At 31.9% G+C, this 23,569-nt stretch carries 21 protein-coding genes; 7 read left to right on the top strand and 14 right to left on the bottom strand.

Annotated features, from left to right (window positions below; genetic code table 11):
- Positions 1 to 23 precede the first annotated feature (23 nt).
- The 3 genes from prfA (at position 24) to BUC03_RS12610 (ending at position 2,847) form a co-directional block, all read left to right on the top strand.
- The gene (prfA, locus tag BUC03_RS12620; RefSeq protein ID WP_073152673.1) at positions 24 to 1,100 is read left to right on the top strand and encodes a peptide chain release factor 1; all 1,077 of its coding nucleotides are present in this window, start codon (positions 24 to 26) and stop codon (positions 1,098 to 1,100) included.
- A 49-nt stretch (positions 1,101 to 1,149) separates the two neighbouring features.
- A complete protein-coding gene (pyrF, locus tag BUC03_RS12615) occupies positions 1,150 to 1,968 on the top strand; it encodes an orotidine-5'-phosphate decarboxylase (RefSeq protein WP_073152670.1) in 819 nt (272 codons plus the stop codon).
- A gap of 96 nt (positions 1,969 to 2,064) precedes the next feature.
- Entirely contained in the window at positions 2,065 to 2,847 is a 783-nt protein-coding gene (locus tag BUC03_RS12610) for an ABC transporter substrate-binding protein (RefSeq protein WP_073152667.1), read from the top strand.
- Between the two features lie 40 nt (positions 2,848 to 2,887).
- Here the strand turns inward: BUC03_RS12610 and BUC03_RS12605 are convergent, their stop codons facing one another.
- Positions 2,888 to 3,067: a Lacal_2735 family protein gene (locus tag BUC03_RS12605; protein WP_073152664.1), complete on the bottom strand. Its 180-nt coding sequence runs from the start codon at positions 3,065 to 3,067 to the stop codon at positions 2,888 to 2,890.
- Between the two features lie 254 nt (positions 3,068 to 3,321).
- Positions 3,322 to 4,032 carry a DUF4197 domain-containing protein gene (locus tag BUC03_RS12600; RefSeq protein ID WP_394333515.1) on the bottom strand — a complete coding sequence of 237 codons (711 nt, stop codon included), beginning with the start codon at positions 4,030 to 4,032 and terminating at the stop codon, positions 3,322 to 3,324.
- A gap of 251 nt (positions 4,033 to 4,283) precedes the next feature.
- Here BUC03_RS12600 and BUC03_RS12595 point away from each other — a divergent pair, with 251 nt between their 5' ends.
- From BUC03_RS12595 to BUC03_RS12585, 3 genes are all read left to right on the top strand, one after another.
- Positions 4,284 to 7,736: a methylmalonyl-CoA mutase family protein gene (locus BUC03_RS12595; protein ID WP_073152662.1), complete on the top strand. Its 3,453-nt coding sequence runs from the start codon at positions 4,284 to 4,286 to the stop codon at positions 7,734 to 7,736.
- Positions 7,737 to 7,924: 188 nt separating this feature from the next.
- Complete coding sequence (locus BUC03_RS12590; protein WP_073152660.1) at positions 7,925 to 8,113, top strand: hypothetical protein; 189 nt, start codon at positions 7,925 to 7,927, stop codon at positions 8,111 to 8,113.
- Positions 8,114 to 8,184: 71 nt separating this feature from the next.
- The gene (locus BUC03_RS12585; protein ID WP_073152657.1) at positions 8,185 to 8,802 is read left to right on the top strand and encodes a DUF1684 domain-containing protein; all 618 of its coding nucleotides are present in this window, start codon (positions 8,185 to 8,187) and stop codon (positions 8,800 to 8,802) included.
- A 74-nt stretch (positions 8,803 to 8,876) separates the two neighbouring features.
- Here BUC03_RS12585 and BUC03_RS12580 read toward each other — a convergent pair whose 3' ends face one another.
- Genes BUC03_RS12580 through BUC03_RS12570 form a run of 3 tightly spaced genes read right to left on the bottom strand, consistent with a single transcriptional unit; the run spans position 8,877 to position 10,968 of the window.
- Positions 8,877 to 9,491, bottom strand: coding sequence for an HD domain-containing protein (locus tag BUC03_RS12580; RefSeq protein ID WP_073152655.1), 615 nt, complete (start codon positions 9,489 to 9,491; stop codon positions 8,877 to 8,879).
- A gap of 32 nt (positions 9,492 to 9,523) precedes the next feature.
- A complete protein-coding gene (gene crcB / locus BUC03_RS12575) occupies positions 9,524 to 9,895 on the bottom strand; it encodes a fluoride efflux transporter CrcB (protein ID WP_073152652.1) in 372 nt (123 codons plus the stop codon).
- A complete protein-coding gene (locus tag BUC03_RS12570; RefSeq protein ID WP_073152649.1) occupies positions 9,895 to 10,968 on the bottom strand; it encodes an SRPBCC family protein in 1,074 nt (357 codons plus the stop codon). The genes crcB and BUC03_RS12570 overlap by 1 nt, the downstream gene beginning before the upstream one ends.
- 89 nt (positions 10,969 to 11,057) lie before the next feature.
- Here BUC03_RS12570 and BUC03_RS12565 point away from each other — a divergent pair, with 89 nt between their 5' ends.
- Positions 11,058 to 13,106, top strand: coding sequence for a dipeptidyl-peptidase 3 family protein (locus BUC03_RS12565; protein ID WP_073152647.1), 2,049 nt, complete (start codon positions 11,058 to 11,060; stop codon positions 13,104 to 13,106).
- A 53-nt stretch (positions 13,107 to 13,159) separates the two neighbouring features.
- Here the strand turns inward: BUC03_RS12565 and BUC03_RS12560 are convergent, their stop codons facing one another.
- The 9 genes from BUC03_RS12560 to BUC03_RS12520 all read right to left on the bottom strand — a co-directional run bounded on the left by BUC03_RS12560 (position 13,160) and on the right by BUC03_RS12520 (position 23,560).
- Complete coding sequence (locus tag BUC03_RS12560; protein ID WP_073152644.1) at positions 13,160 to 13,801, bottom strand: lipid-A-disaccharide synthase N-terminal domain-containing protein; 642 nt, start codon at positions 13,799 to 13,801, stop codon at positions 13,160 to 13,162.
- 132 nt (positions 13,802 to 13,933) lie between these two features.
- Positions 13,934 to 15,463, bottom strand: a complete 1,530-nt coding sequence (locus BUC03_RS12555) for a carbon-nitrogen hydrolase family protein (RefSeq protein ID WP_073152642.1) — start codon at positions 15,461 to 15,463, stop codon at positions 13,934 to 13,936.
- 380 nt (positions 15,464 to 15,843) lie between these two features.
- Positions 15,844 to 16,815 carry a deoxyhypusine synthase family protein gene (locus BUC03_RS12550; RefSeq protein WP_073152639.1) on the bottom strand — a complete coding sequence of 324 codons (972 nt, stop codon included), beginning with the start codon at positions 16,813 to 16,815 and terminating at the stop codon, positions 15,844 to 15,846.
- 205 nt (positions 16,816 to 17,020) lie between these two features.
- Positions 17,021 to 17,899 (bottom strand): agmatinase, encoded by an 879-nt coding sequence (gene speB / locus BUC03_RS12545; protein WP_073152637.1) that lies wholly within the window; start codon positions 17,897 to 17,899, stop codon positions 17,021 to 17,023.
- Positions 17,889 to 19,289 (bottom strand): arginine decarboxylase, encoded by a 1,401-nt coding sequence (locus BUC03_RS12540; RefSeq protein ID WP_073152634.1) that lies wholly within the window; start codon positions 19,287 to 19,289, stop codon positions 17,889 to 17,891. The genes speB and BUC03_RS12540 overlap by 11 nt, the downstream gene beginning before the upstream one ends.
- Before the next feature lie 369 nt (positions 19,290 to 19,658).
- The gene (locus tag BUC03_RS12535) at positions 19,659 to 20,489 is read right to left on the bottom strand and encodes a pseudouridine synthase (RefSeq protein WP_073152632.1); all 831 of its coding nucleotides are present in this window, start codon (positions 20,487 to 20,489) and stop codon (positions 19,659 to 19,661) included.
- 93 nt (positions 20,490 to 20,582) lie between these two features.
- Positions 20,583 to 21,497 (bottom strand): geranylgeranylglycerol-phosphate geranylgeranyltransferase, encoded by a 915-nt coding sequence (locus BUC03_RS12530; protein WP_073152629.1) that lies wholly within the window; start codon positions 21,495 to 21,497, stop codon positions 20,583 to 20,585.
- Between the two features lie 18 nt (positions 21,498 to 21,515).
- Entirely contained in the window at positions 21,516 to 22,454 is a 939-nt protein-coding gene (locus BUC03_RS12525) for a mevalonate kinase family protein (protein ID WP_073152626.1), read from the bottom strand.
- A 23-nt stretch (positions 22,455 to 22,477) separates the two neighbouring features.
- Positions 22,478 to 23,560: a diphosphomevalonate decarboxylase gene (locus tag BUC03_RS12520; protein WP_073152624.1), complete on the bottom strand. Its 1,083-nt coding sequence runs from the start codon at positions 23,558 to 23,560 to the stop codon at positions 22,478 to 22,480.
- Positions 23,561 to 23,569: the final 9 nt, after the last annotated feature.

Below are 23,569 nucleotides of genomic sequence, written 5' to 3'. Positions count from 1 at the left end.
TGCAACAATTACGAGGAAGAATTATGATAGATAAACTTAATATAGTTAAACAACGTTTTGATGAGGTGAATGATTTAATTATTCAACCTGATGTTATTTCAGATCAAAAACGTTATGTAGAGTTAACTAAAGAATATAAAGATCTTAAAGCTTTGATGGCAGAAAGAGATTTGTATGTAGAACTTACAAATAATATTGCCGAAGCAGAAGAAATTATAGCAGACGGTAGTGATGCAGAAATGGTAGAAATGGCCAAAATGCAATCTGAAGAAGCGAAAAGTCAATTACCAGCTTTAGAAGAAAAAATTAGAATGATGTTGGTGCCTAAAGACCCAGAAGATGCTAAAAATGCTGTAGTTGAGGTTAGAGCAGGAGCAGGAGGTGATGAGGCAAGTATATTTGCAGGAGATATTTTTAAAATGCTTTCTAAATACAGTGAAAGCAAAGGCTGGAAAGTAAGTACCGTAGATTTTTCTGAAGGTACCAATGGTGGTTTTAAAGAAATTCAATTTGAAGTTACTGGTGAAGATGTTTACGGTACCTTAAAATATGAAGCAGGAGTACACCGTGTACAACGTGTACCACAAACAGAAACCCAAGGGCGTGTGCATACCAGTGCTGCTACAGTAATGGTTTTTCCAGAAGCAGAAGAATTTGATGTACAAATAGACCCTAAAGATGTACGTATAGATTATTTCTGTTCATCTGGACCAGGAGGTCAGTCTGTAAACACAACTTACTCAGCAGTACGTTTAACACACGAGCCTACAGGAATTGTAGCACAATGTCAAGATCAAAAATCTCAGCATAAAAATAAAGAGAAAGCATTTAAGGTTTTACGTTCTCGTTTGTATGATATGGAGCTTGCAAAAAAGCAAGAAGAAGATGCAGCAAAACGAGGCTCTATGGTAACTAGTGGTGATCGTAGTGCTAAAATTAGAACTTATAACTATCCGCAAGGTCGAGTGACAGATCACCGTATTAACCTAACTTTATACGATTTACAGAATATTATTAATGGTGATATTGATAAAATCATTGAAGAACTAAAATTAGTAGCAAATACAGAGAAGTTAAAAGAAGCTTCAGATACATTATAATGCAAATACCCGCTTTACTTAGCGGGTTTTTTACTTTACTAAATTAACTATGACAACCCACGAACTCGTTCAGCAAATAAAAAAGAAAAAGTCGTTTTTATGCATCGGTTTAGATGTAGATTTAGAAAAAATACCAACGCACTTATTAAGTAAAGAAGATCCGATTTTTGAGTTTAATAAAGCTATTATAGATGCTACTCACCATTTAACTGTGGCTTATAAACCAAATATCGCTTTTTATGAAGCTTATGGTATTAAAGGTTGGCAAGCTTTAGAGAAAACAATTAAATATTTAAATGATAAGCATCCAGATATTTTTACTATTGCAGATGCAAAACGAGGAGATATAGGTAATACTTCTACACGTTATGCAAAAGCTTTTTTTAGCGATTTAAATTTTGATTCGATTACTGTAGCTCCATATATGGGAGAAGACTCTGTAGTACCTTTTTTAGAGTTTGAAAACAAGCATACTATTTTGTTAGCTTTAACTTCTAATCGTGGTGCTTTCGATTTTCAGACTAAAAAAGTAGACGGAGAAGAGGTGTATAAAAAAGTTTTACAAACTGCTCAAACCTGGAAAAATCATCATAACTTAATGTATGTTGTTGGAGCCACTAAAGCAGAGTATTTTACAGAAATTAGAAAAATAATACCAGATAGTTTTATCTTAGTTCCAGGAGTAGGAGCGCAAGGAGGAAGCGTTTCAGAAGTTTGCAAATACGGACTTAACAAGAATGTAGGTTTACTTATAAACTCTGCTCGTGGTATTATTTATGCTTCTTCAACAGAAAATTTTGCAGAAGCTGCAGCACAAAAAGCTCTAGAATTACAGCAAGAAATGGAAGGCGTTTTAGATAAAATGTAAAATTTCTTTTTTTAATAAATATTATAACCCTTTAGATTTTTAAATTCTTTAGGGTTTTTTTATACATCTTATATAAGAATTCTTACATTGTAATTTATGCAGTTTCAAGATCAATTACAGCGAAAATTTACGTTAAAAAATACTCCCAAAAGAATTATTTCTTTGGTGCCTAGCCAAACAGAATTGATTGTAGATTTAGGTTTACGAGAAAATTTAATAGGTATTACCAAATTTTGCGTGCATCCCGTAGAGTTAGTAAAAGAGGTTGAAATTGTGGGAGGTACAAAAGAAGTGAAATTAGAAAAAATAAAACATCTTCAACCTGATCTTATTCTTTGTAATAAAGAAGAAAATACGTTTGAGATGGTAGCAGAACTAGAAAAAATAGCTCCAGTTCATGTTTCAGATATTTCTACAATTAAAGAATGTTTAGATTTAATTAAACAGTATGGAGAGTTGTTTTCTGTAACAAAAAAAGCAGAAATGTTAATTGATGCTATTCAAACAGAATTTAATGATTTTCAAAAATTTATTCAGCATCTACCAAAGCGTAAAGTAGCTTATTTAATTTGGCGTAAACCTTGGATGGTAGCAGGTGGTAATACATTTATAAATTATTTACTTGAGCTAAATCATTTTGAAAATATTTTTAGTAGAACACCGCGCTATCCAGAAATAGAATTAAAAATGTTAAGTAAAGCAGATTTTGTCCTGCTTTCTTCAGAACCCTTCCCGTTTAAAGAAAAACATATAGAAGAGCTTTCTGAGTTTGTAAAACTTAAAAAAATAAAATTAGTAGATGGAGAATTTTTTAGTTGGTATGGGTCTCGTTTAAAAAATGCCTTTCAATACTTTAAGCAATTACATCTTACCTTTTAATAACAGCAAAACGCTAATAGTTAATTAGCTTTTAATTTTATTAATGAAGAAAATTTAACTCTGTTCTTTTTAATTCTTGCAAAATTAATCTTGCTTGGTGATTAAGATCATCACTTTTGCTTTTATTTTTAGGGGCAACCTCATAAGCCCTTTTCATAAGCTTAGTATATTTTTTACGTAAGCTATCTATTTTGTCTTTATTATTTTTCCAGCTTTGCATGACTTTAATATTTAAATACAAAGTTAGATTATTTTATATCTAAGTTTTTGTGAAAAAAGTTAATCAATTAATAAAAAAACATTGATATATGTATCTTTGGTTAAATAATTAACAAAAAAAAGCCGCGGAATAAATCCTCGGCTCTTTAACTTAACCCAAATAAATAGTGAGACACCCTAAATCTCGTTGCAAATATCTATTACAAATGGGGTTTAGATGTTACCGTAATATTACTAAGTATTAGCTTAGCGTTATTAATCTTGTAGAGCAAAAACAGACTTTAATAAATCTGAAGTTCTGCTGCTAATATCGGTTCTAATTTCTGTTTCTTCTACAGCAATCATTGTGTAAACACCTTGTAAAGCTTGTTGAGTAACATAGTCTGTTAAATCTGGATTTACATTTTCTGTAAAAGGTATATTGTTATACTTGGTAATAATATTAGACCAAATTTGATCTGCACCAACTTTACTAAATGAGTTTTTAATTACTGGATTAAACTTGCTATATAATTCTGTAGTAGTTTTGTTTTCTAAATAAGTAGTAGCTGCACGGTTATCTCCCAATAAAATATTTTTAGCATCTGTAAAAGTCATTTCTTTAACCGCATTAACAAAAATTGGAGTAGCTTCTTTTGTAGCATCTTCTGCTGCTCTGTTTAAAGCTTTTATTCCTTCGTCTGCTAAGCTCCCTAAACCTATATCTCTTAATCCCTTTTCTACTTTTTGAAGTTCTTCAGGTAGTAAAATTTTCACCAATTCATTTCCGTAAAAACCATTGGTTTGGGTTAATTTAGTTACCTGCTCATCAATACCTTTATCTAAGGCTTCTTTTAATCCGTTACCAATTTCAGTTTCAGAAAGACCTGCTGCTTGCTGAGGCAAATTCTCTGCAATAGATTGTAACTCGGCACAAGAAATTAGTGAAAAGCATACCAAGCAGCTTAAAAATACGCGTTTAATCATAATTGTAATGGGTATTAATTTTAGTAAGAATAAAATAATAAATAATCTGTTTTATGATTGATAAAATCAATTAAAACACCGAGCAAAAATAATATATATTTATTAATCTAAAAATTGAAATGCTCTCTCTTGTTTAAATATTTATTATGAAATACAGAAAGTTAGATAGATAATTAAAATCAAGAAGTTCAATAACTTCTAAATTGATAGTATTTTCGTAAATTTACGCACCTAAAATTAAGAATAATTCAATGGAACAGCCTCAACCTTATAAACCCAAACATAAAGTAAGAATAGTAACTGCCGCATCATTATTTGATGGTCATGATGCAGCCATTAATATTATGCGTAGAATTATTCAATCTACAGGAGTAGAAGTAATTCATCTTGGGCATGATAGAAGTGTAGAAGAAGTAGTGAATACCGCAATACAAGAAGATGCTAATGCTATTGCAATGACATCTTATCAAGGAGGACATACAGAGTATTTTAAATATATGTATGATTTGCTAAAAGAAAAAGGAGCTAATCACATTAAAATTTTTGGCGGCGGCGGTGGAGTAATTCTTCCAGAAGAAATAAAAGAACTTCACGAATACGGAATTACCAGAATTTACTCTCCAGATGATGGTCGTGAGATGGGATTACAGGGAATGATTAATAACCTGGTAGAGCAATCAGATTTTGCAATAGGCGATGTATTAAATGGGGAGTTAAAAGAACTGCCTACAAAAAATGACAAAGCTATTGCTAGAATAATTTCTTCTGCAGAAAATTTCCCTGAAATAGCAAAATCTACTTTAGATAAAATTCATAAGAAAAATAAAAGTATTAAAACTCCTGTTTTAGGAATTACTGGTACAGGTGGTGCCGGTAAATCTTCTTTAGTAGATGAGTTAGTAAGAAGATTTTTAGTAGATTTTGAAGAGAAAACCATCGGGATTATTTCTGTAGACCCTTCTAAAAGAAAAACTGGAGGAGCCTTATTAGGTGACCGTATTCGTATGAATGCTATCAATTCTCCTAGAGTGTATATGCGCTCATTAGCCACTCGTCAATCTAACTTGGCACTTTCTAAATATGTGCAAGAAGCTATTGAAGTGTTGAAAGCCGCAGAGTACGATTTAATTATCTTAGAAACTTCAGGTATTGGGCAAAGTGATACAGAAATTTTAGATCATTCAGATGTTTCTCTTTATGTAATGACGCCAGAATTTGGTGCTGCTACACAATTAGAGAAAATAGATATGTTAGATTTTGCAGATATTGTGGCCATTAATAAATTTGATAAACGCGGCTCTTTAGATGCATTGCGAGATGTAAAAAAGCAATACCAGCGTAACCATAATTTATGGCATGAAGATCCTAAAACGCTTCCTGTTTATGGTACTATCGCTTCTCAGTTTAACGATCCAGGGATGAATACTCTTTACAAAAAGATTATGGATACCTTGGCAGAGAAAACAGAAACTTCTTTAGAAAGTAACTACCTTATTTCAGATGAAATGTCTGAAAAGATTTTTGTGATTCCGCCAGCTAGAGTAAGATACCTTTCAGAAATTGCAGAAAATAATCGCGGTTATGATGAAAAAGTAGACAACCAAGTAGAAGTTGCTCAAAAACTCTACGGTATTTATAAAACTATTTTTTCAGTTCTAAATATCACTTTAAGCGGAGTAGAGAAGTCTTATCTAATTAAAACGGGACTAGATGAAGAGCAGATTTTAAATCAAGTTCAGGATGATGCAGATCAACAATTTGTAGAATTGCTAATAGCACAGTTTAATAAAACTAAAATGGACTTTGACCCATATAACTGGGAAGAGATTTTAAAATGGGAAGAAACAGTTAAAAAATATAAAGACCCAATTTACAGTTTTAAAGTTCGAGATAAAGAAATAAAAATAGAAACTCATACCGAGTCACTCTCTCATTTACAAATTCCGAAAGTAGCTTTACCAAAATACAAAGCTTGGGGAGATCTATTAAAATGGATATTACAAGAAAATGTACCAGGAGAATTCCCTTACACTTCTGGGTTGTACCCATTTAAACGTCAAGGAGAAGACCCTACAAGAATGTTTGCAGGTGAAGGGGGACCAGAGCGTACCAATAGGCGTTTTCATTACGTGAGTTTAGGTTTACCAGCTAAGCGACTTTCTACCGCTTTTGATTCTGTAACTCTTTATGGTAACGACCCAGATGAGCGACCAGATATTTATGGTAAAATTGGTAACGCAGGTGTTTCTATTTGTTGTTTAGACGATGCGAAGAAATTATATTCTGGTTTCGATTTGGCACATCACCTTACTTCAGTAAGTATGACAATTAATGGCCCTGCACCAATGTTACTTGGTTTCTTTATGAATGCTGCAATAGACCAACAATGTGAAAAATATATTAAAGAAAATGGTCTAGAAAAAGAAGTAGAGCAAAAAATAGAAGCTATCTATAAAGAAAGCGGACTAGAAAGACCTACTTATAGAGGTGAGTTACCAGAAGGTAATAATGGTCTTGGGTTAATGCTTCTAGGTGTTACAGGAGATTTAGTATTACCTAAAGATGTTTACGAAAAAATAAAATATGAAACTCTTGCCGTAGTAAGAGGTACCGTACAAGCAGATATTTTAAAAGAAGATCAAGCACAAAATACTTGTATTTTCTCTACAGAATTTGCTTTGCGTTTAATGGGCGATGTGCAAGATTATTTTATTCAGAATAAAGTAAGAAATTTCTATTCGGTTTCTATCTCTGGTTATCATATAGCAGAAGCTGGCGCAAACCCAATTACTCAATTGGCGCTGACTTTAGCAAATGGCTTTACGTATGTGGAGTATTACTTAAGTAGAGGTATGGATATTAATAAATTTGGTCCTAACCTTTCTTTCTTTTTCTCTAACGGAATTGATCCAGAATACGCAGTAATTGGTCGTGTAGCTAGAAAAATTTGGGCAAAAGCATTAAAGCATAAATATGGAGCAAATTCTCGTGCGCAAATGTTGAAATACCACATACAAACTTCAGGTAGATCACTCCACGCACAAGAAATAGATTTTAACGATATTAGAACCACCTTGCAGGCGCTTTATGCAATTTACGATAACTGTAACTCGCTTCATACAAACGCTTATGATGAAGCAATTACTACACCTACAGAAGAGTCGGTTAGACGTGCAATGGCAATTCAGTTAATTATTAATAAAGAATTAGGGTTGGCTAAAAATGAAAATCCTATTCAAGGTTCATTTATTATTGAAGAGTTAACAGATTTGGTAGAAGAAGCCGTTTTACAAGAATTTGATAGAATTACAGAACGTGGAGGTGTGTTAGGAGCGATGGAAACCATGTATCAGCGTTCTAAAATACAAGAAGAAAGTTTGTATTATGAAACTTTAAAGCATAATGGAGAGTTCCCTATTATTGGTGTAAATACATTTTTAAGTAGTAAAGGTTCTCCAACAGTAACTCCAGGTGAAGTAATTAGGGCTACAGAAGAAGAAAAGCAATTTCAACTAACTACCTTGAAAAAATTACACAAAACCTATGAAGACAGAGCAGGCGAAGCATTAGATAAAGTGCAAGATGCAGCAATCCATAACAAAAATATTTTTGAAGAATTAATGGAGGCTACCAAAGTATGTTCTTTAGGTCAAATTACAGAATCTCTTTTTGAAGTAGGCGGGCAGTACAGAAGAAATATGTAATATATTTTTATAACTAATTATTTAAATCCTTAAAACCTTTATCTAGGTTTTAAGGATTTTTATTTTATATGCAGATGAGTTAACATAGTTTAACGTATGAGTTACTATTGGGTTAAATAAGGTCTAATTAGTAAAATGTTAATACATGCGTAGATACCTCTTCATTATCTTTATTAAAAACAAAAACTATGAAAGACAAAAGCACTACTTTTTTTATATTAACTTTAATAACAGGGATTGTAGGATTTACATTAGGAGATTTTGCAGGTATACTTTTTGTAAGAATTTTATTTGTAATTTTTGCAGATTTATTTGTTGTATCTATCTTAGCAAAAGGATTATTTAGCGATTCTCGACAAGTGAAAAATTGGAATTAGATAGCAAAATTCTGATATTTTTTTAGTGTAATTATCCTTTTCACTTTACATTTGTATTAAATATTTTGAGATTGAAAAAGGTATTATTTTTTATTTTATTTTTCCTAGTGGTAGCTGCTGTACAAGCACAATCTGCAAGTTCTACTAATTCGTCATTAGATTATCAAAAACATTTAAATGAAGAGTTTGCAGATAAAGAAAAATCTCCGCTTACAGAAAATGATTTTAAAAAATTTAAAGGGCTAGACTTTTTTGATATTAATGAAGAGTTTATTATAAAAGCTACTTTTGTTAAAACTCCATACCAAATGCCGTTTGCTATGCCTACCACTACAGATAGAAAACCTATTTATGTAAAGTATGGCGAAGTTCATTTTACTTACCAAGAAGAAGAGTTTGTTTTAAATGTATACCAAAATCAACGTTTAGTAACAGAGCCTAAGTATAAAGACTATCTTTTTATTCCTTTTACAGATTATACTAATGGAGAGTCTACTTATGGAGGTGGTAGATACCTAGATTTTAGTATACCCAACTCTACTACTGTGATTTTAGACTTTAACAAAGCCTATAATCCTTATTGTGCTTATAATGGCACATACTCTTGCCCTATACCACCAAGAGAAAATGATTTACCGTTTAAGGTAGAAGCTGGTGTGAAAAAATACCACGAAGAAACAAAGTCTTAAGTAATTAATATTGATTACTTGGTTTTTTGGTAATTTACAAACTAGTTAGGCTTTCTAGTATCTCCAAAAAAGTTCTATCGAGATAATAAATTTAATTCAAGTCTTAAATTTTCTTTAGCTTGATGTTCGTATTGTTGTTTAAAATAATCTGTTTTAAAGATAGATTCTAGTTCTAACATACTATTCAAAACTTTTTTTCTACCCTTTTTGTATAAAAAATCTGGATAAATTTGATACTCTTTTCTAATACCTTCTGTATATTTTTTATACTCTTCAGAGGGTTTACCTAAAATAGAAAGATCTAAATCTAATAGTATATTTGTATCACTATCTGCAGAGATTTTGTGCTCTTTTGTAGCTTCAATTTGTAGCATACATTTTTTTAAGTTTTGAAAAGAAGTTTTTGCTATTCTTTTTTGAAAAAATAAAGCACTTTGAGATTCATTATTAGATTTAGTGGATTTGTACACTATATCGTGGTAAAAAATAGCGAACAATAGACAATCTAAATCTTCTACTTCTGATTGAATTGGTATCAATTCAGAAAGCATATTTTTTAAATGTTCAAGATTGTGATAATGGCGTGAATTAGATGTGTAGCAGTTTTTAATTTCGCTCCAACATTCTAAATTATAATTTTTATTATCTGAGTATTTTGCAAGCAGGTTTATAAATTTCTCTTTTAGCATTTTAGTTTATTGGGTAATATTTAAAATCTATGTCAAGTAAATTTAATTAACCACATTCCTAAAAATACAGCAGAAAAACCTAGAACTATGCTACCAATAGTATAAGTAGCAAAACTTATAAAATCTCCACTTTTTAAAAATACGTGACTCTCATAAGCAAAGGTAGAAAAGGTGGTAAAGCCACCACAAAAACCAGTGGCTAATAAAAGCATTGTGCCTTGTGAGATACTTTCGTTCTTGGTAAGATACCCTAGTATAATACCAATTAAAAAACTACCAATTACATTTGCAGCAAAAGTACCGTAGGGTATTCCTGTATTTTGGTTATTAAGCCATTTACCAAGTAAAAACCTAATTATACTTCCTGTTCCGCCACCAATAAATACAAGAATTAAATTCTTCATTATAAACTTTCTATTGAATCTATAAGTTTTTCTCTCTGCTGAATGGGGATGTATATTTCTGTTTCCCAATTTGCAGGGTTAGGTTCTGTTTCAGGGTCTGTAATGTATACTTCAAAAGAATTTATTTCAGTATTCTTTTCAAAATCAGTTTTTTCTAAATAGGTAGTTAACTGTGACCAAGCTTCAGGTAAATTAGAGTAATTACCTTTTAAAGTAGCCTTAATGGCTTTGGTGTTAGGTAAGAAGCTACAAAAAACCATACTATCTTCTGGAGTATCTATATTCACGGGAGTTGGTATACCGCAAGAGATAATAACCGTTCCGTTTGCTTCATTAATTTCGTTATAGATAGTTAGCGGATGCCCACTCATTTTTATGTTATTTTTCTGCATAAAATTAGCTACCTCCGGAAAAATGTTGTTCATTTTATTACTCAATGCTTCTGGAGTGTTTTTAGAAGCAGTAGTGATATACATATAGTATCCGCTAGCATATTCTGTTATACCATCTATATTAATATTATATTGTTTCATTTTTAAAGCAATCGCCTTATCTAAATTAGTTAGGCTCTGTTTAAATTTTGGTTGTAACTCTTTAGGGATGGATTTATTCTGAATTAATAACAATATTTTATCAAAAAAAGATCTTTCACCCTCTATACCCCAAGTAACTTTAGTGCTACCATCAATAGTTTCAAATAACCAATACAAAGTGCTTGTAGATTCGCTAAAAGGCATTTTAAGCGTAATTTCTTGATGTATAGATTTATTAGGTATAACTTCTATTGTTTGTATTTTACCATCTTCAAAGTCTTCACTAACCCAATCTAAAGAAGCTCCCTCTCCTTTTGTCTTTTCTGTATAATTAAAAACTGTGTTGTTGTCTTCATTTGCCCAAGAACTCCACTTTTCCCAATTTTTAAAATCATTTATTTCGTTAAAAACCATAGTTACAGGAGCTTTAACTACTTTAGTTTCTTCTATTTGGTAATTTCCGTCTAGTGTAGCAATATAAATAGAGCCACCAATAATTATAATTAGTAAAAGGAAAAATATATACTTAAAAATCTTCATTTTTAGATCATTGCGTTTTGTTTAGCTAATATACGTAATTTGCAAAAGCTTAATTACTACATTTGTAAAAACTATTAATATAATACTAAATGAAAATTAAATTTATACCGTTGGTTTTAGCGGCATCAATAGCTTTTGTTTCTTGTGAAGGAGAGAAAAAAGAAACTATAAAAGAACCAACTGAAGAAGTTGAAAAAGAAGTAACTCAAGATTTTAATTTTACTGCAGAAGAGTTTGCAGATATTAAAGTATTGAGATACCAAATTCCTGGTTGGGAAAACCTTTCACTTAAAGAGCAAAAGTTAGTTTACTACTTAACACAAGCTGGATTATCTGGTCGTGATATAATCTGGGATCAAAACTACAAGCATAACCTAACTATTAGAAAAGCTTTAGAGAATATCTACGCAAATTATAGCGGAGATAAAGAAGCCGAAGACTGGTTAGCTTTTGAAGAGTACTTAAAAAGAGTTTGGTTCTCTAACGGGATTCACCACCATTATTCTATGGATAAAATGAAGCCAGGTTTTTCTAAAGAATATTTAGATACTTTGTTAAAAGAAACCAACACTACATTAACAGGAGAGCCATACGAGGTAATCTTTAATGATAAAGATGTAAAAAAGGTAAATTTAAATGAAGAAAAAGGACTTATAGAAGGTTCTGCGGTTAACTTTTATGGAGATAATATTACTGCAGAAGAAGTAGATGCTTTTTATGCTAATAAAAAATCTTCAGATGCTAAAAAACCACTTTCATTTGGTTTAAATTCTAAGCTAGTAAAAGAAGATGGTAAACTAGTTGAAAAAGTTTGGAAAAGCGGCGGAATGTATGGTGAAGCTATTGATGAAATTGTTAAATGGTTAGAAAAAGCACAGGAAGTTGCAGAAAACCAAAAACAAGCAGATGCATTAGGTCTTCTTATTAAATATTACCAAACTGGAGATTTACAAACTTGGGATGATTATAATGTTGCTTGGGTAGAAGCTACCGAAGGTAATATAGATTACATCAACAGTTTTATAGAAGTTTATAACGACCCAAAAGGTTACCGTGGTTCTTACGAAACTATTGTGCAGATTAAAGACTTTGATATGTCTAAAAAAATGCAAGTGGTAGAAGACAACGTACAATGGTTTGAAGATAACTCACCAATTATGGATGAGCATAAAAAAGATTCTGTAGTAGGGGTAACTTACAAAACTGTAATTGTTGCAGGAGAAGCAGGAGATGCATCACCAAGTACACCAATTGGAGTTAACTTACCAAATGCAAACTGGATTAGAGCTACTCACGGAAGTAAGTCTGTTTCTTTAGGAAACATAATTAACGCTTATGAAAATGCTGGAGGTTCAGATAAATTAAAAGAATTTGCTCACGACGAAGAAGAAATTCAACTTTCAGAAAAATACGGAGCTTTAGCAGATAAGTTACATACAGCTTTACACGAAGTAGTAGGGCACGCTTCAGGAAAATTAAATGAAGGAGTAGGAGAAACCAAAGAAACCCTAAAAAACTACGCTTCTACTATGGAAGAAGGTCGTGCAGATTTAGTAGGTCTTTACTATTTAATGGATCCTAAATTGCAAGAACTAGGTTTAACAGACGATTATGAAAAACTAGGGAAAGCAGCTTATAACGATTACTTAAGAAACGGATTAATGACGCAGTTAACCCGAATTGAATTAGGTAAAGATATTGAAGAAGCGCATATGCGTAACCGCCAATGGGTAAGTGCTTGGGTTTTTGAAAAAGGACAAGAAGAAGGTGTTGTGGTAAAAGAAACTGTAGATGGTAAAACTTCTATAGAAATTAAAGATTACCAAAAACTTCGCGCTTTATTTGGAGAGCTTTTAAAAGAAGCACAACGTATTAAATCTGAAGGAGATTACGAAGCAGCTAAAAATTTAGTAGAAAATTACGGTGTTAAAGTAGATCAAGATCTTCATAAAGAAGTATTAGAGAGAAATAAAAAGTTTAAATCTGCACCTTATAGTGGTTTTGTAAATCCGGTTTTAGTACCAGAAATGGACGATAGCGGAGAAATTAAAACTATTAAAGTAACGCAACCAGAAACTTTTGATAAGCAAATGCTTATGTACTCTAAAGAGTATGGTTTCTTACCAGAAGTAAACTAATTACCACTAATTAGTAAAACTTTAAAGCCTCTTCTTAACGGAAGAGGCTTTTTTTATTTGTTGTTTTTTCTAGCCTTTAAACCAATATAAATATTTCTTATATAAATTACAGATCCACCAGTGTGAGAGGCAAATAAAACAGGATCTTCTCGTAATACAGCATAAAAAATAAGTATTGCAGAGCCAACTAAACTAATTACCCAAAAGGTAATGGGTAAATCAGATTCTTGTTCTTGCTCAGAGTGGTACCATTGAAACAAAAATCTGCCTGTGTAAATAACCTGCCCAATTACACCAATAACCATTAGCCAAGTGGCAATACCATTTTTATTTTGTTGAGAGAACAACAAACCAAAATCAATATCTGCCCAAAAGATAGCATAAAGCGTAGCAAAAATGGGAAACCCAACAACAATTAATTTAAAGAAAAAGTTAGTAGGTTTCCATTCTTGTTGAAGCTGAAGGTTTCTTATAAAAACATAATATATAATGGCTTGACCTAACATAATAGAAAAGTCTTTTCTTAAATAACCATATATAAAAAAGATAATGGCTGCAATAAGACTAAGCTTCCAAAAAATGGTTGGTGTTTCTAGTTTTTTAGATTTCTCCGATTTAAACCATTGTATAATTATACGAGAAGCGAAAATTAATTGAGAAGTAAAGCCAACCGCATAAATCAACCAATCACTCATAAATTCTTTTTTCTAGCAAGTAAAGAATTTATAAAGTGAGAGTACTAGGTTTTAGCAAAATCTTAGCAAGCATACATAGCAAAACCTTTTAATTAGCATTCATGCAATTATTTTGTAAAGAAAGAAGTTTGGTTAGTTTTCTCTAACTCTTTTTACTTCATATACATCTGTTCTTCTATCTTTTAAGTTATGAACGCTTCCAAAAGTGTGTAACTCTCTAAGTAAGTCGATATCTACATCGGCCACTAAGATCATCTCTGCATTTGGGGTTGCTTCAGCTTTAATTCCGTTACTTGGGAATGCAAAATCACAAGGTGTAAATACGGCCGATTGCGCATATTGAATATCCATATTGTGTACATTTGGTAAATTGCCTACGCTACCAGCAATAGCCACATAACATTCATTTTCAACTGCACGCGCTTGTGCACAAAGTTTTACTCGTGAATAGCCATTTTGTGTATCGGTTAAAAAAGGAACAAAAAGAATATCCATTCCTTCTTCAGCTAAAAGTCTAGAAAGCTCTGGGAATTCAACATCATAACAAATCAAAATCCCGATTTTGCCACAATCGGTATCAAAAGTTTTAACAATATTTCCCGTTTGCATTCCCCAAACACGAGCTTCATCTGGAGTAACGTGTATTTTTTCAAAACGTTCTACACTACCATCTCGTTTACATAAATAGCCTAAATTATAAAGTTTACCATCAATCATTTCTGGCATACTTCCAGAAATAATATTAATGTTATAAGAGACAGAAAGCTCAGAAAAACGCTCTTTAATTGTAGCGGTAAATCCTGCCAATTCTCTAATAGCTGCAGGCTCACTCATATGGTTATAAGCAGCCATAAGTGGAGCGTTAAAAAACTCTGGAAACAATGCAAAATCAGATCTGTAACCCGCTACCGTATCTATAAAATACTCTGCTTGCTGCATTAAATCTTCTAAGCTTTTATAAGTACGCATTTGCCATTGTATTAAACCTAGTCTTACCACACTTTTGTTTGCAGAAGGCTTTTTGCTAGGTTTAGTATAATACACATTATCCCATTCCATAAAAACAGCATATTCGCCAGAGTCTTCATCTCCTTCTAAATAGCCTTTTAATATTCTTACTGGATGAAAATCATTAGACAGTTGAAAATTAATAACTGGATCATGAATTTCTTTAGAGCGTACTTTTTCTATGTATTGTTTTGGGGTTATTTTGTCTGCAAATTTGTGATAATTAGGTATTCTGCCTCCAAAAACAATTCCTTTTAAGTTGAGGTTCTCACAAAGTTCTTTACGGTAGTCGTATAAACGCCTACCTAGTCTAAGGCCACGATAATCAGGTTTAATAAAAACATCTATGCCATAAAGTGTATCGCCATTTTTATCGTGTATTTTAAAAGAAGTATCGCCTATAATATCATTATAAGTATGGTTATCTTCAATTTCATCAAAATCTACAATTACAGAAAGTGCGCAGCCGGCAATATCTCCATTAACCTTTATTACAATTTGCCCTTCCGGAAAAATAGAAATTAACTTAGCAATTTGTTTTTTTCTCCAATAAGACCCAGGCATAGAATGGTAAGCCGCTTCTGTAGCCTGCTTTAATTCTTCAAAATCCTCTAAAGTGAGGTATTTTAACTCTACATTTTCAATTTTATCCATCTTCAGTTATTTGGGCGCTACCACAAGGGTCGGGCTTTCGGCAGTCACTTTTTTGTTTCGTCTCTGTCTTTCGTTTCTCTCAAGAAGACTTCACAAAAAGAGCTTCAACAAATGCCTTAATCCCTAGCGCAATATTTTACAAAGCATTTCGAGAAAATCTTCAACCTAATTTTTTAACTAAATTGAATCTCCAATATGTTCGAGTTGTGATGAGATTCTTACTTAAGCTCAAAATGACGCCTTCTTTTTTCTACACGTTTTTTAGGTAAACATTAGTTGATATGTTAGTTCGAGCGGAGTCGAGAACTATTTCTGTAATTAGTATAATCACTCTACTTCGCTCGAACTGACAAAAATTATAAGTGTAAGATTATTATTTCTTACATATCTAATAAATATGCAAAAATTAACGGAGCAACGATGGTTGCATCACTTTCTATAATAAACTTAGGTGTATCTATATCTAGTTTTCCCCAAGTAATTTTTTCATTTGGTACTGCTCCAGAATATGAACCATAACTGGTGGTTGAATCTGAAATCTGACAGAAATAGCTCCAAAATGGCGTGTCTGTTCTTTCCATATCTTGGTATAGCATTGGCACAACACAAATAGGGAAATCACCTGCAATACCACCACCAATTTGGAAAAAGCCAATTCCGTTATTAGAGTTTTCTGTGTACCAATCTGCTAAAAATGTCATATACTCAATACCAGATTTCATTGTGGTAGCTTTTAACTCTCCTTTCATTACGTAGCTAGCAAAAATATTACCCATTGTACTGTCTTCCCAACCAGGTACTACTATTGGTAAGTTTTTTTCTGCAGCAGCATACATCCAAGAGTCTTTTAAATCTATTTCGTAATATTCTTCTAAAACACCACTTAATAACATTTTGTACATAAACTCATGCGGAAAATAGCGTTCGCCTGCTTCTTCAGCATCTTTCCATATTTTTACAATGTGTTTTTGTAATCTTCTAAAAGCTTCTTCTTCAGGAATACAAGTATCTGTAACTCTGTTAAGCCCTTTTTCTAACAAATCCCATTCTTGTTGAGGTGTAAGATCTCTGTAATTTGGTACACGTTTGTAGTGAGAGTGTGCTACCAAATTCATAATATCTTCTTCTAGGTTGGCACCTGTACAAGAAATAATATGTACTTTATCTTGCCTAATCATTTCTGCAAAAATTTTACCTAATTCTGCAGTACTCATTGCTCCAGCCAGTGAAACTAGCATTTTTGCGCCACCGTTAAGTTGATCTTCGTACGCTTTTGCCGCATCGACAACCGATGCTGCGTTAAAATGTAAATAATATTTTTGTATAAATTCTGAAATTGCTCCTTTACTCATTTTTCTGTTTTTGTTTGTCTTCTTGAGAAACGTATAAATTTTGAACTGTTTAGTTCTCGACTCCGCTCGAACTGACAAATATTTTATTGATAATTATTTTGTTGTACAGAACTCGATTCAGCATCTCGCTCTGCTTAGAATGAGACCCTGAATCAAGTTCAGGGTGACGATGTTCGGTCATCCTTTTTTTATTAAAATTTAAAACCTATTCGTCTTCCTCTTCGCCGTCGTAATTTTCATATTTAAACTTATAGCTAAGCATTTTATAGTAAAGCTTAGCAGCTAAAAAGTCTGATGATTTTTCGGCAGAATTAGGGCAAAGCTCTACAATATCAAAACCTACTACATTTTTCTTTTTAAAGATAGTTTTTATAAAGTCTAAAGTTTCATACCAAAACAAACCTCCTGGTTCTGGAGTTCCTGTGGAAGGAAGAATAGAAGGATCAAAAGCATCTAAATCTATAGTTATAAAAACGTTTGGCGTCATTTGTCCGATTGCATCATCCATCCAATCATCATACAAATCGTGAGCAAAATAGACTTGATTTTCATCCATATATTCTAATTCTTCCGCATCTAAAGAGCGAATACCAACTTGTATTAAATTGGTAGTTTTACTCGCTTCGTGTAACGCACAAGCGTGATTGCAAGAAGAACCTTCATACTCTTTACGTAAATCTGCGTGTGCATCTAGTTGTACTACGGTTAAATCTTCAAAAGCTTCATTAAAAGCTCTAATTGTACCAATAGAGATAGAATGTTCACCACCAAAAAGTGTAACAAACTTTTCTTGCTGAATGTAGTTTTTGGTGGTTTTATACACCGTTTCTACCATTTTTTCTGGCGAAGAATTTTCGGTTACTGTTGGCGCTAAATACACTCCTTTTTTATACACCTCTGTACGAGTTTCAATATCAAAAAGCTCCATATTTTCTGAAGCTTCTAAAAATGCCTGCGGACCTTTATCTGCACCTTTTTGCCAAGTGCTAGTGCCGTCGTAAGGAACAGGGATTAATACTACTTTTGCTTCGTCTAGACGAGCATACTTGTCTGCAATGCCTGCGTAGTTTTTTTTAGTTGTCATCGTAACCTAAAATTTTAAGTAAGTCTTCACTTTTTTGTTGTTCACTAAATAATTTGGTACTAATATTTCCGTTTTCATCTTTGTTTATCAAGATGTGTTTTGGGCTTGGTATTAAGCAGTGTTGCAGCCCGCCAAAGCCACCTATAGTTTCTTGATAGGCTCCCGTGTTAAAGAAGCCGATGTATAATGGTTTTTCTTTTTTAAATTTTGGTAAATAAATAGCGTTCATGTTTTGCTCACTATTATAATAATCGTCACTATCACAAGTAAGGCCGCCTAGCAATACTCTTTCATACTCATCATTCCAGCGGTTAATGGCTAGCATTATAAAACGCTTGTTTATAGCCCAAGTATCTGGTAATGTTGTAATAAATGAAGAGTTAATCATATTCCATTTTTCACGATCGTTTTGTTGCTTTTGGTATAAAACCTCATAGATAGCGCCGCCGCTTTCACCTACAGTAAAGCTACCAAATTCTGTAAAAATATGTGGTACAGGTACCTCTGCTTCTTGGCACGCAATGTTAATTTGATTAATAATTTCATCTATCATGTATTGATAATCATAATCAAACTGAAGCGAGTTTTTTATAGGAAAACCGCCACCAATATTTAAACTATCTAAACTAGGGCAAATACGTTTTAAACGAATATAAACTTTTAAACACTTTAATAATTCATTCCAATAATAAGCAGTATCTCGAATACCGGTATTAATAAAGAAGTGAAGCATTTTTAGCTCAACCTTATCGTTATTTTTTATTTGATCTTCATAAAAAGGTACGATATTTTTATAACCAATACCTAACCTTGAGGTATAAAACTCAAATTTAGGTTCTTCTTCAGAAGCAATACGTATACCTATTTTAAAATCGTCTTTAATTTCGTCTGAAAGTAAATCAATCTCTTCATAGTTATCAATAATCGGGATACAGTTTTTATGTCCGTTATTAATTAGTCTTGCAATATTGGTAATGTATTGCTCTCTCTTAAAACCATTACAAATTACGTAAGTGTCTTTAGTGATTTTTCCTTTTTTCTGAAGTTTTTCAACAATATTAATATCAAACGCCGATGAGGTTTCAATATGAATATCGTTATTAAGAGCTTCATCTAACACGTGTTGAAAATGCGAACTTTTGGTGCAATAACAATAATTGTAGTTACCCTTGTAATTATGGGTTTCTATTGCGTTTGCAAACCAAGACTTAGCTTTTTGTATGTTCTCAGAAATTTTAGGTAAATAGGTAAATTTAAGAGGTGCTCCATATTGCTCTATCAATTTCATTAGATCTATACCGTGAAATTGTAAGCTGTCTTCTTTTAAGTCAAACTCTTCTTGTGGGAAATAATAAGTTTGATCAATAAGATTGATATATTTTGTATTCATTAAAAGTTATTAAAAAATAAATTATTAATTATAGAAAGTTATAAAATGCTGAATAGAACTATCTTAAATTAAAGCAAAATTTGTTTAGAAGTAATTGGCGTAAAAGCCAATTCTTGGAAAGGGGTAGGTGATAAAACGGAAGCTAGCTTTAAAATTCGGTGGTTTACCTGGTAACCTATTTTTGAAATTGACTTCCTCACGTTCAAAAATCCGAAACTACAAACAGTTTTCAAGATATGTTCAGCTAAATGCGGCGCAAATAAAATCTATTTTTTATTTCTGTGAAATAGTTGAAATGTTAAATTATTAAAAATAAAAAAGCCTTTTGAAATAAATCAAAAGGCTTGTAAAATATTGGTTAACTTAATATTATATCATTCCTAAGTTAATTACTTCTTGTTTGGTTAGGTGTCTAAAATGACCTCTGGTTAAGTCTTTTTTAGTTAATCCGCCATATACCACGCGATCAAGTTTTACTACTTCGTAACCTAATTTTTTAAAAGTACGTTGTACAATATGTGGTCTGGTGCTTTGTAACTCTATACCAACTTCACGTTTTGGTCTATTATCTACATAGCTAATTTCATCTACAGTTACTTTACCGTCTTCTAAAATTACTCTACCATCTCTAATTTTGTCTATATCTTCTTCATCAAGATTTTTATTAAGCTCAATGTGAAAAATTTGTCTTACTCTAGTTTTAGTGCTACCTAAGGTTTTTGCTAGAGTACCATCGTTAGTAAATAACAATAACCCCATAGAGCTAGTGTCTAATTTACCAACAGGATCTAGTTTAGATTTAGAAGCGCTAGCAATTAAATCCATTACTGTTCTGTTGTTTTTTTCTAAACTACCTGTTACGTAAAACCCGCTTGGTTTGTTTAGTAAAACATATTCTTTTTTCTCTGGATTAATTCTTCTGCCGTCAAACTTAACTTCATCTGTAAGTTTAACTTTATGCCCCATTTCTGTTACCACCTCTCCATTTACTCTTACGTTACCTGCAGCAATGTAAATATCTGCATCACGACGACTACATATACCAGAATTGGCAATGTATTTATTTAAACGCATACCTGCAGAAGGGTCTTTTACTTGCTTATCTACTACAACTTTACGTTTAGGTGCGCTACTTTTTTTGTTAAGAGGCTTGTTCTTCTTCTTCATATTTCCTTTTCCTTGATTTCTTGAATTGCCCATAATTAAATTTTTTGCAAAGGTACTGTTTAATAAATGATTTTTTTAAATTGTTTACTTAATAATTTATAATTTTGATATTCAGTAGGTTATTTGTTATAAAACTCTGTTTAAAACTACATCTACATCAATTAATAAAATACTAAAAACACCAACTACAATAATTAGCTTTAACAAATTGTGTAGTAAAGTGTATTGCATTTTTGAAGAAGATTTCCATAAAAAGAATAAGAAAATTATTAATAGCACAAAGCTTAATAAAAAGTAATAGTGCATATACCCAATAGCAAATTTATTGGTAATTAATATTAGGGTGGGAGCAAGAGTTAATGCTACTAAAGCACTAATTATTTTTTTAGAAACGCCTACACCATAAACCACAGGAATTGTTCTGTAATTTTGAGTAAGATCTCCTTTAAGGTTTTCTAGATCTTTTACTAATTCTCTAATAGATATAATTAAAAAGAGAAAAGTAGCGTGTACAAAAATTACCATATCAAAATTATGGTAGTATATAAAGACTACAAAAAATGGTGTGATAGCTAGCAAAGATGCCGCTAATGTGCCTATAAATGGATACTTTTTTAATTTATGAGAGTAAAACCAAAGAAAAAAAATAAAAACTGAAAAGAAAATTACTGCTTTAAAAGAAACGTAACTAGCAAGAATTACAGAAACAAAGTTAAGCGTAAAGTATATAGCTAGTTTTGTTTTTTGACTAATGTAATTATCTAAAAGAGTTTTTTGTGGTCTGTTAATTAAGTCTTTTTCTGTGTCGTAGAAGTTATTAATTAAGTAACCAGAAGCAATTGCAAGAGTAGATGCTATAACAATGATAAATAAATTAGGGTCAAACAACACTTTACTTAAAGGTTTGTCTGGTGCTAATATGTAGATAGAAGCTAAGTACTGAGCAATAAAAATAATAAGAATGTTGTAGCCGCGCACTACAGAAAATAAACTTGCAAGTTTTAGCAATACTAGCTTATTATTTCTAGATAATATTCCCATAAAATAAAATTAGGGATATTAAAAATTATATACTACTTCTAAATTATAATTATGAAGTGCTTTTCTAGCTTTCTCTAAATCTTCTGTAAAACCAAGAATATAACCACCGCCACCAGAGCCACAAAGTTTTAAGTAATAGTTGCCTGTATCTATACCTTCTTTCCAAAGTTTATGAAATTGCTTTGGGATCATTGGTTTAAAATTATCTAAAACCGTATGAGAAAGTTCTTTTATATTACTAAAAAGAGATTTGACATCGCCTCTTAAAAAATCATCTACGCAAGCATCGGTATTTTTAATAAACTTGTCTTTAAGCATTTTTCTAAAGCCTTCTTGCTTCATATTCTCCATAAAGATATTTACCATTGGTGCAGTTTCACCAACAATACCACTATCTATTAAAAAAACAGCTCCCTTACCGTTAGTTGTTTGAGAAGGGATACCGGCAGCTTCTATATTATCTTTAGAGTTTATTAAAATAGGTAGACTTAAATAACTGTTTAAAGGGTCTAGACCAGAAGATTTCCCGTGGAAGAAAGATTCCATTTGTCCGAAAATATTTTTAAGTTTTAAGAGTTTTTCTCTACTTAAATTTTCTAGAACAGTAATTTTATTCAATGCATATTTATCGTAAATAGCAGCCACTAAAGCTCCGCTACTACCTACACCGTAACCTTGCGGTATACTACTGTCAAAATACATGCCTTTTTCAATATCTTTTTTTAATTCTTTCATATTAAAAGAAACTAAGCTAGGCTGTTCTTGATGTAAAGTAGCTAAATATTCTGAAAATTTTCTAAGGTTATGGTTAGATTTTTTCTGAGCTTCAGATGGGTTTTCATCAACCTTTAAAGCTCCATTATAGAAATTATAAGGTATAGATAAACCTTTAGAATCTTTAATGATTCCGTACTCACCAAACAATAAAATTTTTGAATAAAATAAAGGTCCTTTCATAGTATTATTTTCCGTTAGAAAAATTAAGCAAGTTGCTTTGCTCCAGTTCCAACATTATCACAAATATACTGCGCATTTTGACAATGTGCAATTAACTGGTTATTAATGAAATCTAAAATTTGTTGTTTTTCATTTTCAGGGTATAATAAATGCACATTAGCCCCAGCATCTAAGGTAAAACAAACCTTGCTACCTGTCTCTTTTCTGTAACTCCAAATTTTATTTATAATATGTAACGTATTAGGTTTCATTAGTATAAAATAAGGGTTACTTGTAAGCATCATAGCGTGTAAGGTAAGTGCTTCACTCTCTACTAAGTTAATAAATTTATCTAGATTTCCTTCTTCAAAAATAGTTTTGAGGGTATCTAGATTATCATGCGCTTGCTGAAATCTATTTTCTGCATAAGGGTGGTTATGCATTAAGTTGTGCCCAACTGTACTACTTACTACTTTCTCACCTTTGTCTACTAGTAAAATGGTATCTTGGTAAGTAGTAAAAACATCAGCTATTTGGTAAGGGTACGGTGTACCGTAAAGGTTACTACTATGGTCTATATTTTTATGTTCCCCCCAAACAACTAAACCACCTTCAATACTTCTAGCAGCACTACCAGAACCTAATCTGGCTAAAAATGATGCTTTTTGCTGAAAATATTCTGCAGAAATGCTAGAATCTATCATTTTTTCTATGCTCATTAAGCAACAAGCTAGTGCGCTCATTCCGCTAGCAGAAGAGGCAATACCACTACTGTGCGGAAAAGAGTTAGAAGTTTTTATCACAAAATGAAAATCTTTTAAGAATGGTAAATAAACCTGTATTCTTTCAAAAAACTTTCTAATTTTAGGTTCAAAAGACGGAGTTTTTTCTTCTTCTAAAAAAACTTCAAAAGAAAAATCTGTAGTGTCATTTTTTTTCTCAAACAAAAGCGTAGTCGTTGTCTTACAGTTGTTTAAAGTAAAACTAACAGATGGGTTTTTAGGTAGTTGTTCTCCATATTTGCCCCAATACTTAACCAAGGCAATATTACTCGGTGACTCCCAACTTACTTTACCATTGGTTGGTAGTTCATGGCTTTTCTTTAAAATAAAACGCTCTGTAGACATCTTTTAAAC

The sequence above is a fragment of the Mesonia phycicola genome (genome assembly GCF_900141885.1).
GTDB classification, from domain to species: domain Bacteria; phylum Bacteroidota; class Bacteroidia; order Flavobacteriales; family Flavobacteriaceae; genus Mesonia; species Mesonia phycicola.
The sequence above is the reverse complement of the archived record's forward strand: the minus strand, read 5'-3'. Positions and strand labels throughout refer to the sequence as shown.